The organism is Marinobacter manganoxydans MnI7-9 (genome assembly GCF_000235625.1).
Lineage (GTDB): Bacteria > Pseudomonadota > Gammaproteobacteria > Pseudomonadales > Oleiphilaceae > Marinobacter > Marinobacter manganoxydans.
The window spans coordinates 20033-32449 of record NZ_AGTR01000032.1 but is presented as its reverse complement, the minus strand read 5'-3'; the positions used below and the strand labels follow the sequence as shown (position 1 = coordinate 32449).

The 12417-nt window shown below is 58.3% G+C and carries 8 protein-coding genes; 5 read left to right on the top strand and 3 right to left on the bottom strand.

The window, feature by feature from the left end:
- Position 1: 1 nt before the first annotated feature.
- Together KYE_RS08505 and KYE_RS08500 are read left to right on the top strand one after the other, a co-directional pair.
- Positions 2 to 2032 carry an alkyl/aryl-sulfatase gene (locus KYE_RS08505; RefSeq protein ID WP_008172378.1) on the top strand — a complete coding sequence of 677 codons (2031 nt, stop codon included), beginning with the start codon at positions 2 to 4 and terminating at the stop codon, positions 2030 to 2032.
- A gap of 10 nt (positions 2033 to 2042) precedes the next feature.
- Positions 2043 to 2948, top strand: a complete 906-nt coding sequence (locus tag KYE_RS08500; RefSeq protein WP_008172376.1) for a homocysteine S-methyltransferase family protein — start codon at positions 2043 to 2045, stop codon at positions 2946 to 2948.
- Here KYE_RS08500 and KYE_RS08495 read toward each other — a convergent pair.
- The gene (locus tag KYE_RS08495) at positions 2945 to 3220 is read right to left on the bottom strand and encodes a hypothetical protein (RefSeq protein WP_227497794.1); all 276 of its coding nucleotides are present in this window, start codon (positions 3218 to 3220) and stop codon (positions 2945 to 2947) included. The two genes, KYE_RS08500 and KYE_RS08495, sit on opposite strands and share 4 nt — an antisense overlap.
- 191 nt (positions 3221 to 3411) lie before the next feature.
- On the opposite strand from KYE_RS08495, the gene KYE_RS08490 reads away from it, so the two are divergent.
- From KYE_RS08490 to KYE_RS08480, 3 genes are all read left to right on the top strand, one after another.
- A complete protein-coding gene (locus KYE_RS08490) occupies positions 3412 to 4272 on the top strand; it encodes a LysR family transcriptional regulator (protein ID WP_008172373.1) in 861 nt (286 codons plus the stop codon).
- A gap of 68 nt (positions 4273 to 4340) precedes the next feature.
- Positions 4341 to 6224, top strand: a complete 1884-nt coding sequence (locus KYE_RS08485) for a monovalent cation:proton antiporter-2 (CPA2) family protein (protein ID WP_008172371.1) — start codon at positions 4341 to 4343, stop codon at positions 6222 to 6224.
- 52 nt (positions 6225 to 6276) lie between these two features.
- Positions 6277 to 7977 carry a BamA/TamA family outer membrane protein gene (locus KYE_RS08480; RefSeq protein WP_039881947.1) on the top strand — a complete coding sequence of 567 codons (1701 nt, stop codon included), beginning with the start codon at positions 6277 to 6279 and terminating at the stop codon, positions 7975 to 7977.
- A gap of 9 nt (positions 7978 to 7986) precedes the next feature.
- Here the strand turns inward: KYE_RS08480 and KYE_RS08475 are convergent, their stop codons facing one another.
- Positions 7987 to 11262: a carboxyl transferase domain-containing protein gene (locus KYE_RS08475; RefSeq protein WP_008172366.1), complete on the bottom strand. Its 3276-nt coding sequence runs from the start codon at positions 11260 to 11262 to the stop codon at positions 7987 to 7989.
- A gap of 121 nt (positions 11263 to 11383) precedes the next feature.
- Complete coding sequence (locus KYE_RS08470; protein WP_227497797.1) at positions 11384 to 12301, bottom strand: DMT family transporter; 918 nt, start codon at positions 12299 to 12301, stop codon at positions 11384 to 11386.
- Positions 12302 to 12417: the final 116 nt, after the last annotated feature.

Genomic DNA, 12417 nt, shown 5'->3' with positions numbered 1-12417 from the left:
TATGCCACTATCCCGAAAGTTTCTTTTCGCTCCTTTGCTGGGCATTGCCCTGGTCATGACGGGTTGCGATTCCGGTGCTGATTCTTCCGCAGCCAACAGCGCCGGACACACTGCGCCGACCGCCACGACCGAGCAGGCCAATCGGGATGTGTTGGACCAGCGACCCTTCGATAACCGTGACGATTTCGAGAACGCGCGCCGCGGACTGATTGCCCAGGACCCTGAACTGGTCATTGATCATCTGGAAGGCGGTGAAGTCTGGAACATGCCGGCCTACGGATTTATTGACGAGGATGGAGAAAATGCCCCGGCCTCGGTCAATCCAAGCCTCTGGCGCCAGGCTGCCCTCAACAACATTCACGGGTTGTTCAAGGTCACCGACGGGCTCTACCAGATCCGGGGTTACGACTTGGCGAACATGTCGATCATCGAAGGCGAATCCGGATGGATCCTGGTGGATCCTCTGACCGCCCGGGAGACTGCCAGCAAAGCCTTCCTGTTCGCCCGTGAACATCTGGGCGAAAAGCCGGTGCGGGCGATTCTCTTTACCCACAGCCACATTGATCACTTCGGCGGCGTGCAGGGCATTCTCCAGCACCTTTCGGACGAGGAAAAAGCCAACCTGCGGATTATCGCGCCAGAGGGCTTTGAGGAGGAGGCAACCAGCGAGAACATTATCGCTGGCCCCGCCATGACCCGCCGGGCCATGTTCATGTATGGCAAGCGTCTGGATCGGGACGAACGCGGCCATGTTGGCACTGGTCTGGGCAAAGGCCCGGCTTTTGGCACCTTTGGCTTTGCCCCGGCGACGGATCTGATCAGCGAAACCGGTACGGAGCTGGAGGTGGACGGCGTGCCGATGATTTTCCAGATTGTCTCCGGTTCCGAAGCGCCTGCAGAGTTCACCTTCTATCTCCCCGAACAAAAGGCCTTTTGCGGTGCCGAGCTGGTCAGCCGCAATATGCACAACATCTACACCCTGAGGGGCGCGAAGGTTCGGGATGCCCGTCTATGGAGCAGCTTTATCGACGAAGCAAAGACTCTGTTTGCCGACGCCGATATCTACTTCGGCAGCCATCACTGGCCGCTGTGGGGGCAAGAGAATATCCAGGACTTCCTGGCTGTTCAGCGGGATACCTACAAGTTCATTCACGATCAGACGGTGCGTTTGATGAACCAGGGTGCGACGCCCAGGGAGATCGCCGATCAGCTCAAGCTGCCGCCGGAGCTGAATCGGGCGTTCCATAACCAGGGGTACTACGGCACCGTGTCTCACAACGCCAAAGCGGTGTATCAGCACTACCTGGGGTGGTTTACAGCGAACCCGGCTCAGCTAGACCCACTTCCGGAAAGTGACTCGGCCCAGCGTTATGTCCAGATGATGGGTGGCGCTGAAAAGGTTCTGGAAAGAGCCCGCGAGGATTTCGAGGCGGCCTCTGCCATGGGGGCTAGCGAAGGGCGCGACACCTACCGGTGGCTGGCGGAATTGCTCAATCAGGTGGTCTTTGCCGAGCCTGGGAATGACGATGCAAAACAGCTTCTGGCCAACGTCTATGACCAGCTTGGCTATCAGGCGGAATCCGCACCCTGGCGGGACTTCTACCTGACGGGGGCATACGAGCTGCGCCATGGTTCGCCGGAAGAGGGCATCAAACCGGCGATGATGAGAGAAGTGCTGCTGAATACGCCGGTATCCCTGTTCTTCGACAGCATGGCGGTGCGGCTGAAGGCCGAAGACGCAGAAGGGGAGAGCGCCGTCATCAAGATTACCTTCACGGATCTCAAGGAAAGTTATCTGCTGACTCTGAAACATTCCGTGCTCCACAACCGTCTGGTTAATGAGGACACTCCCGCTGACGCCACATTGCATCTGACGCGGTCTTTGTTTGTGGATCTTTTGATCGGCCGTGCGGGGCTGAAGGAACTTCTGTTCAGCGACGAGATCAGCTTTGAGGGAAGCCGGCTCGACCTGATAGGCTTTTTCAGTATGCTGGACAAGCCTCAGGGCCGGTTCAATATCGTTACACCCTGATGAGTACTTTATGAAATCTGTTGCACTTCTCGATGGCGGCCTGGGCCAGGAAATCTACCGCAGGGCCATGAATGTTACGTCACTGCTCTGGTCAGTGGCGGTAATGCGGGAGCAGCCGGACGTGGTTACCGATGTCCATGCTGACTTTATCAGGGCCGGCGCCCGTACCCTGACACTGAACACCTATGCTGCAACGCCCACGCGACTGGCCAGAGAAGGCCTTGGTGACGAGATTGGTGCAATCCATCAACGGGCTTTCGAGGTGTTGGAGCGCGCCATCGCCTTAACGGGTGCCGACGTTGATATCGCCGGCTGCCTGCCGCCCTTGGTCGGAAGCTATCGGAGCCAGCCTGACCGTACGTTCGAGGATCTGAAATCGGAATTCGACATCCTTGTTAAACTGCAGAGTGGGGCGGACGTCTTCCTCATCGAAACCATGACCAACTCGCTGGAGGCGAAAGCCGCCTGTGCTGCCGCCAATGAATCAGGCAAACCCTTCGGAGTGGCATTCAGACTGGAAGCCGATGGCAAGCTCCGGTCAGGGGAGACCCTTGCCGAGGCTGTTGAAGCGGTGAGGGCGTCAGGGCCAACGGCGATTATGCTCAATTGCTGCGACCCGGAAGTGATTTCGCAGGCAATGCCTGAACTGGCCGGTCTTTACCCCTGCACGGGTGGCTACGCAAACGCGTTCAAAACAGTTGAACCAATGGCCGGCGGAGCGTTGGTGGATGAACTGGAAGCCAGGCAGGACGTGTCACCCGGGGTGTATGGGCTTCAGGTGAAACAGTGGTTGGATGACGGCGCAGGTGTTGTTGGCGGCTGCTGTGAAATCACGCCCGAGCACATCAGCCATCTGGCCGATGTGCTGACAGGCGAGTATAACCTGATACGGTTCTCGGAATTGGCGCGCGGTTAGCCGGCGAGCCGAGGAGCTTTGGCTCTGCGCGCTTCCACAGCACGTCTGGAACGACGTGCCTCGATGTATTGCATTGCATCGTTCCGGATGGGAAGGTGCAAGGCGCCTTCCAGATCATGGCGGTCGTAGCCAAGATCTGAAAGCGTATCATCTTTTTCTTTCAGCAATGACTCAGCCATACGGCGGAATTGCTGGCGTCTGGAATATCCCTCAATCCAGGAGGTGATCGGCTGCATTGCGGAGTGTGCCTGATGCTCTGTGCTCTTCAACATGTCTACGGCCCCGACTGTTGGTGAATGACTTGCAGCAGCTCGTTTGGAGACGTCTTGTAACTCGCTTACGGGTGCCTACAGCCGCTATTCTGGTATTCTCTCTGCCTTCAATCAAACGAAAAGAATTTAAGATCTTGTTCAGTTATGCTTAAGGCAGTTGCCGGCCATAAATCGATCCGTAGGGTCCGCCTATGAACATGCCTCTGCTTGATAACGATGTGCTCCGGAGTTTCGTTGCCATTGCGGAACATGGCACGTTTACCAGTGCCGCCAAAGCCGTTCACCGAACACCTTCCGCCCTGAGCATGCAAATCAAACAGCTTGAGCGGAACCTCGGGAAAACCCTGTTTGTTCGCGAACCCAGGCGTGTCACGTTGACCGCAGAAGGGGAGGTTCTTCTTGATTATGGGCGCCGATTGCTGCGCCTGAATGAAGAGGCCGTGCAGTATTTCGTTTCGCCAACCCTTGAGGGGAAAGTGGGTATTGGCACGTCTGACGATGTGGGTACCAGGATTCTGCCGGAAGTTCTGGCAGAATTTGCCAGATCCTATCCCGCCGTGCTGGTGGATGTCGTGGTTGGTTCGAGCAAACAGAATCTCGCTCGCCTGGACGCCGGGGAACTGGATATGACCCTGGTAACTGTGGCCGATGAGGGGCGTATTCCCCGCGGTGAGGTGGTGCACGAGGAACCGCTGGTCTGGGCCGGGCGAGAGGGCTCATCGGCCTATCAGCGCTCCCCGCTGCCGATTGCCATGGCCCATGAGGGATGTGCCTGGCGGCGTATGACCCTTCGGACACTGGACAAAGCGGGTATACCTTACAGGATTGCCTACACCTGTGAGCATTGTTCCGGTCAGGAGGCCGCTATGCTGGCGGATCTCGCCGTGGCCCCGTTTCCGCAAAGCCTGATTCGTCCGCCTCTGAAAGAGGTTGCCGGTGATAGCCTGCCGGAAATCGGCTTCTATCAGCTGGCGTTGGTACGCCGGGGTTCAAATCCCCTTAATGACGCGCTTGCCTCGCATGTCAAAGAGGCGTTCCTCGGTCTACGCTAAACGGTGCTGCAGGTAATAGTATTGCGCATATCCTCTAGCCGCCCGACTTTGAATCAAGGAAATCATTGATGACAGTTTATTTTGTCCAGGGTTTTATCTACCTGGTGGCAGCAGTCATCGCTGTGCCCCTGGCAAAACGCCTGGGGCTGGGCTCTGTTCTCGGGTATCTCGTGGCCGGTGTGGTTATTGGACCGGTCACGGGGCTGGTAGGGCAGGAAGCCAATACCATTCAGCATTTTGCCGAGTTCGGTGTGGTCATGATGCTCTTCCTGGTGGGTATGGAACTCGACCCCAGGGCGCTCTGGGCCATGCGTGTGCGCCTGGTCGGACTGGGTGGGCTTCAGGTGGTGCTGACGGCGGCTGCAGGCATGGCAGTGGCCGCATGGTTGGGACTGCAGTGGCAGACAGCCATTGCAGTCGGTCTGATCTTTGCCCTGTCGTCCACGGCGATTGTTCTTCAAACCCTCAACGAAAAGGGATTGGTCAAAACCGAAGGCGGTCGCAGTGCGTTCTCCGTCCTGCTGTTTCAGGACATCGCTGTTATTCCGATGCTCGCCCTCATCCCCTTGCTGGCACTGCCGGAGCTCATGGACGCCACGGCAGGTTCCGACGCCAAGCAAGGTCACCTCAGCCTGGTGGATAGTCTCTCGGGATGGGCTCATGGGCTGGTTGTGGTGGCGGCCGTTGGTGCCGTGATTGTTGGCGGCCATTATCTGAGCCGGCCCCTGTTTCGTTATGTGGTGCAGTCGGGCTTGCGTGAAGTATTCACCGCCACGGCGCTGATGCTGGTCATCGGGATTGCGGCCCTGATGAGTCTGGTAAATCTGTCCCCGGCTCTTGGGGCCTTCCTGGCTGGTGTCGTTCTGGCTAACAGTGAATTCCGGCATGAGCTGGAAGCGAACATCGAACCGTTCAAGGGACTGTTGCTGGGCCTGTTCTTCATCACCGTTGGCGCGGGCATCAACTTCGATGTGTTGTCCGAGCAATGGAGTACGGTGGTGTCACTTGCGGTTGCGGTGATCGCAGTCAAGGCCGCGATTTTGCTCGGCCTGGCGTTGCTGTTCCGGGTTCATGGCAGTAATGGCTGGCTGTTTACGTTGTCCCTGGCACAGGCCGGTGAGTTTGGCTTTGTGCTTCTGACCTACAGTGTCCAGAACAACGTGATTCCCATGGAAACGTCACAGGTCCTCTCACTGGTGGTGGCGCTGTCGATGTTCCTGACGCCGTTGCTGTTTATCGTGTATGACCGGATTGTGTTGCCCCGTTATCGTCGTTCACAAAACGACGAGCGCGAGGCGGATACCATCGATGAACAGGCGCCGGTTATCGTCGCTGGTGTTGGTCGCTTTGGCCAGATTGTCTGCCGGCTATTGCGGGCCAATAATGTTCCCATCGTTGCATTGGACCATGAGATCGAACAGATCGAGAACCTCCGGCAGATCAATATCAAAAGTTTTTTCGGGGATGCGAGTCGCCCGGATTTGCTGGAAACCGCAGGCATCGAACAGGCCCGGCTGCTGGTCGTGGCGATCGACGACCGTGATCGTTCGGTGCAGATGGTGGAGCATGTGAAGCAGTTCTTCCCCGGTGTCTGGGTGCTGGCCCGCGCTTTCGACAGAGGCCACGGATACCGACTGCGCGAGGCCGGGGCCGATGATGTGGTGAGTGAAACCTATCATTCGGCACTCGAGCTTGGGGGTCATGCCCTGACCGCCATGGGTGTGCACCCGATGCGTGCCCGTCAGATGACCTGGGCCTTCCTCGACAATGAAAAAGCCCACGAGGATGAGCTGTTCGACGCCTGGAAGGAAATCGAGGAGGGCATCCGGTTCAGCCCCCGCTACGGTGAGTTATTCATGAAGCTGGAAGAAGCACTCAGCAGTGCCATGCAGAGTGATTGGGATGAGCCGAAGCAGGAGGATGTCCCTGTCTGGAGACCGCCTGAACGCTGACTTGGAGGCATCGCTGGGCTAAATTATTGTCTGGGCGCCTCGTGAGGTCAGTATGGTTTCCAGGAAAACGCTTGTTGTCTCGGGAATGGTTTTTGCCGGATCCTGCCTGGCCGCCGAATCGGACCAGGGCGATTGTATTGCCAGCAGTATCCAGCCGGAAGCCATTGATCTGGACAAGCCGAGAGATCAGCTCGCCCGCCAGAGCGATCTGGTGATTCCCGAGGATGCACGCATCGCCAGCATCCGCGTTCTTCGCCGTCCCATCTTTGATACCACCGATCCTGAGCAGGACAACGCGCTCTATCGAACTCTTATCGCGCTCAACACGCCTACCTGGGAGTCCGCCCTGCGTGCCCAGTTGGTGTTTGAAGAAGGAGATGTCTACGAGCCCGAGCTTATCTCCGAATCCGAGCGGGTGCTGCGCCAGCGTGAGTATTTGACCGCTGCCTGGGTAGGCGTAACCCGGGTTTGTGGCAACGAGGTTGAGGTAAGCGTGCTTACAAGGGATACCTGGACACTGTTCCCGAGCGTGGGGGTATCCCGATCCGGGGGCGAAAATACCACCAACTTCGGGTTGTCTGACCCCAACTTTGCCGGATCAGGCAAGAGCCTCGGCATTGGCTATGCGAAGGACCCGGACCGCACCGAAACCAGTCTCTATTTTGATGACCCGAACGTACTGGGTTCGCATTGGCAGGCGGGGTTCTCGTTCGACGAGAGAAGCGACGGCCGGGGCCGAGGCGCCTACCTTGAGAGGCCTTTCTTCAGCGAGACCACCAACTGGCGTTTTGGGTTGAGCGGCATCGATGACGTAAGGGAAGAATCCCGCTATGTCGGCGCGGAGGCTATTGCCGATTATCGGCGCAGCCAGGAGTTCTTCAGTATCGATGGAGGCTGGCGCCTGGCCGAGAGGAACGATCGGCAACTGAGGTTGCTCGCCGGCTACCGCTACAATGCACTCATGTTCGACCGTTTGCCCAACGAACCCGATCTCGACATCTTTCCAGACGACAGGACCCTGAGTTACCCCTGGATTGGCTTTGATTACCGCCAGAACCGTTTCCGTGAAATGACCAACCTGACCCGGCTCCAGCGGGTGGAAGATGTGCGGGACGGTTTCGTTTGGCGGGCCGAGCTGGGCTACTCGGGCAGCGGGTTGGGTGCCACGGAAGACCGGGTGGTTCTGAATATGGATTTCCAGGATGCGCTGCATGCCTCGGAGACCAACTACGCCAGCTATTCCCTCAGCCAGAGCGGCACCTACCGTCTCGACGAGGATCGGGTGGAAAACCTGCTGGGCACAGTGAGCGTTCAGTACTTCCATGGCGGCTCGGAGCGCTGGAACAGCTGGTACACCAATCTCGCGTTCACCGCAGCGCACAATCTGACAGCCGATCAGCAACTGCTGATTGGCGGGGAGAACGGCCTGCGTGGCTATCCCAGCGAATACCAGCAGGGTAACCGCAGGCTGCTATGGACCCTGGAGCGGCGCTATTTTCCGGACTGGCATCCGTTCAAGCTGTTTCGGGTTGGTGGTGTAATCTTCACTGACGTCGGCCGGGCCTGGTTCACTGACGAACGGAACAGTGGGCCGGACGAAGGTGTTCTGAAGGATGTTGGCTTCGGCATGCGGCTGGCGTCCAGCCGCATTGAGGTGCAGCGTATGCTGCACCTCGACTTCGCCTTTCCCCTGGATGGCGACGACAGTATTGATGATTTTCAGGTTCTGTTGCGGGGCAGAAGCCAATTCTAGAGCCCCCGCTCACCAGGTATCGACGAATTTCCCGCCTTCCCCAGACTGAATGCCGGAAGTGGAACTGAGCCCGCGTATCAACCACGCCCGCGTTTCCTGCGGGTCGATCACCGCATCAATCTCCAGATAACTGGCCACGTTGAGCGCCTTACCTTGCTCATAGGCTTTGGCGACCAGAGTATCGAACATCTTCTGCCTTGATTCCTCATCAGGCTGGGCGGCCAGTTCTTTGGCAAAGCCCAGGCGCACGGCGCCTTCCCAGCCCATGGGCCCGAACTCACCGCTGGGCCAGGCGGCCGTGAAGAAGGGGGTGAGCATGCTGCCCGCTGCCATGGCCTGGGCGCCAAGACCGTACGCCTTACGCAGAATCACGGTGAAGAAAGGCACACTGAGCTTGGCTGCCGCCACGAACATACGCGAGATGTGGCGAATGGTGGCCTGTTTTTCGGCGTCAGGCCCCACCATGAAGCCCGGTGTGTCACACAGTGACAGGATCGGAAGGCTGTGGGCATTACAGAGCTGCATGAAGCGGGCAGCCTTGTCACCTGCGCTGGCATCGACCGCTCCGCCCAGGTGGGCCGGGTTGTTGGCGATCAGGCCCATGGGACGACCTTCAATACGGACCAGAGCCGTGATCAGGCCTGGCGCAAATTGGCTGCGGAGTTCCAGGACACTGTCCTGATCGGCCAGGGTTTCGATAACCTGACGGATATCGTAGACCCGCATGCGGTTTTCCGGAATCAGGTGGCGTAGCCGTCGTTGATCGTCGCACTGCCAGCCTTCCAACGTGCCCTGAAAGTAAGACAAATATTTCTTCGCCACACTGACCGCTTCAGTTTCGTCCTCGACCAGGACATCAATCACACCGTTGGGCCCCATGACGGACACCGGCCCCACTTGTTCCGGGCTGAACCGCCCAAGCCCGCCGCCTTCGATCATGGCAGGTCCCGCCATCCCCAGATTGGCGTCTCTGGTGGCAATGATGGTGTCGCAGCAGCCAAGCAGTGCCGCGTTGCCCGCATAGCAACGGCCGGACACAATACCGAGCGTGGGCACGACGCCGGAGAGCCGTGCCATGCCGACAAAGGTATGACAGTCCAGAAACGAAACGCCGTTGGCGTCGGTGTCGGATGGGCGACCCCCACCGCCTTCTGCGAATAGAACCAGGGGGATTCGCCATTGCTCGGCCAGAGCGAGAATTCGGTCTGCCTTGCGGTGATTCGTCAGCCCCTGTGTGGCTGCGAACACCGTGTAATCGTAGGCCATGGTGGCGCAACGCCCGGCTTCGGGGCCAAATGCCGGCGCGTTCACGGTGCCAATGGCGGTAATCAGGCCATCCGCCGGGCTCATTTCAGCCAGCTTGTCCGCCGAACGTCGGCGTCGCTGTGCCGCCAGTGCAAGAGCTCCGTATTCATTGAAGCTGTCGGGGTCGAGCAGGTCTTCAACGTTCTCACGAGCGGTTCGCTGAGCAGTTTTACGCCGCTTTGCGACCGCCTCCGGTCGGCGCTGGTCAGTCAGCAGGTCATGACGCTCCAGAACCTCGGCGAGATCGGCCCGGATGTACTCCAAATCAACCGTCTCTTCATTCTGAATGCCGCCGGCCTCGACGTCGGCTGGTTCCAGGTAGACCAGTGCCTGCCCGTCGTTCACCGTTGTCCCTGGTTCTGCGGCAATAGCGTGGATGATGCCGGAGTTGGTTGCCTTGACCACAAACTCCATTTTCATGGCTTCAAGCACCGCCACCGGGTCGCCGATGGCGACGGAATCTCCTGGTGTCACATCGATACTGACAACCGTGCCTGAACTGGGCGCCTCAATGCCGATGGTGCCCGCCGGTGCGGCGATGGCGCCCGGGCTTTCGTCGACCGCCGAGGCAGATGCGTTGCCAAAGTGCAGGTGCGGGTGAGCGGTTTTGGTCGCTTCCGGGATCAGGTGTTTCAGGTTGTCTTCGACAAAGCGGGTGGTAACAGCCCAGGTTTCCACGCCGGAATGGCGGACCAGATTTTGCAGCAGACCAATATTGCTGCTGACACCGGTTAGCCGGAATTCGCACAGGGCGCGATAAAGCCGCCGAAGTGTTGAAGGGTAATCGCCGCCATGGGCAACCAGCTTGGCGAGCAGGGAGTCAAACGAAGGACTGATGGTGTAACCGGCGTAACCGTAGCCATCGACCCGTAAACCCGGGCCAGACGGTGGCTCGTAGGTGCTCAATGTGCCGGTAGCGGCGGTGGCATGACCATCGGCGTAGAGTGTTTCGCTGTTGATTCGCGCCTGAATCGCGAAGCCCCGCTTGGTGGGTGGCGACTCAAGAGCCAGATCAGTGAGGCTTTGGCCGCCAAACAATTGCAGCTGGGTTTGAACGAGATCAACGCCGGTAATCTCCTCGGTGATGGTGTGCTCTACCTGGATGCGGGGATTGGCTTCCATGAAATAGAAACGGCCGGGGTGGTCCTCGTCCACCAGAAACTCAAAGGTGCCGAGACCACGGTAGTTAACGGCGCCGGCCAGTTTCAGGGCGCTGTCGATCATGTCATCCCGGATCGAGGCGTCCAGTAAAGGACTCGGTGCAATCTCGATCAGCTTCTGATTTCGCCGTTGCAGGCTGCAGTCGCGCTCCCAGAGGTGACTGACGGCTCCGGTACCGTCGCCGACTATCTGGATTTCGATGTGCCTTGCCCGAGCGATCAACTGCTCAACGTAAAGTGAGCCGTTGCCGAACGCTGCCTGAGCCTCGGACTGGCAGCGCTGGAAGGCCTGCTCGAGTTCTGTTTCGGCGTGAACCGCCCGCATGCCGCGGCCGCCGCCACCGGCAATCGCTTTGATCATCAGAGGACCGTGCTCGTCCAGGAAGGCGCGGGCCTCGGTGAGGCTCACCGATCTGTTGATTCCCTTTATCAGGGGAACCTCGCAGCGTTCTGCCAGGGCCCTGGCAGCCGACTTGTCACCAAACCCCTCCAACACGTCGGGCGAAGGGCCAATAAAGATCAGCCCGGCCTGTTCGCATGCGCGGGCAAAACCGGCGTTTTCCGCCAGGAATCCGTAGCCAGGATGGATCGCCTCGCAGCCATGGGCCTTTGCGACCTCTATCAGTTGCGCTCCATCCAGGTAAGCCTTTACGCCATGGCCCGTTAAAGCCACCGCCTCATCGGCCATACGGGTATGCAGGCTGGCGTCGTCGTCTTCAGAGAATACGGCCACAGACCGCAATCCCAGTTCGCTGCAGGCTCGGGCAATGCGGATCGCGATTTCGCCGCGATTGGCAATCAGTACGGAGCGAAAAGTCATGGTGCCTTGTTCCCCGGGGTGTGATTTTTATTTTGGGCGACAGAAGCCACCATCCTAGAAACGGCATCCGGATCAGGCAAATGAATTTGTTTGAGGGTTGGTTATGAATGCGCTTGATGACTCAGGTTTCAGGGCTCGTTGGTTTCGTTCTGTTGCTTATCCGGAGCCCCAGGATAACCACGAGGGCGCCAAGCCAGATGCCAACTGAGTAGCGCTCGTTGAACCAGATTACGCCAATCAGTAACCCGAACATGGCGGCGACTGCGCCGAGCTGACTGTAGAAAACCGGATTGGAGCGACGCTGTAGTTCAAAGGCGCAGAGGTAGGTCAGCGCAGTTAAAAGGCCCTGCAGAATGACAATACCAAGAAGGTAAGATCCTGTGCCTACGGGAAAAATGGGCGTCCCAGCCAGACCTGCAAACAGACCAAGTGTCATAGCTGAAGCCAGCAATGTGCCTGCTGCGAGGACCATGGGCTTTACTGCATCAGGCCATGCCACTGAACGGTAGACGTTACCGATAGACAGCATGGCTGGGATGATCAGGCCCATGGCGAACCAGAGAAGGTTCGGGCTGCTGATCTCAGAATGACGTTGCAGCACGATCCAGGCGCAGGCAATGACCGCAATCGATAGCCCGGCCAGTTTGATCCAGCTGCGTTTTTCGAGCCCCATGCCAGTGGCGATCAGAAACGTAAATATTGGTGGCAGGGCATACATGATGCCCGTGAATCCTGCCCCCAGTTTTGTCACCAGATAAAACCCGATGACATTCGGGACCGCGATGCCGGTCAGACCGCTGATAAGAAAATAGCGGCTCAGGCGACGTTCCAACAGAGAGCGGCGTTTCTGGGAGAATACCAGCAGAACGGATCCTGCAATAAGCGTTTGCCAGAAAGCATAAGTGACGGCCGGCATACCCTGGGATGTTGCGGCTTTTGCCAGCGCCAGCATCAAGGCGATCAGGAATCCATTGGCCAGCAGGAGGCCCCAAACTGCGGCCTGGGGCGGGAAAAGCGAACGCTGCATAGAGGCTATCATCACTAAGTGCTCCGGGTTGTGAGGGGCATTACCGTGAGCCAGTTTGCCGTAATTGATTAAGTTGATAACTGGGCGCATTCGAACAATACTTCTTCCAAATCGGAAATAATCAGGAG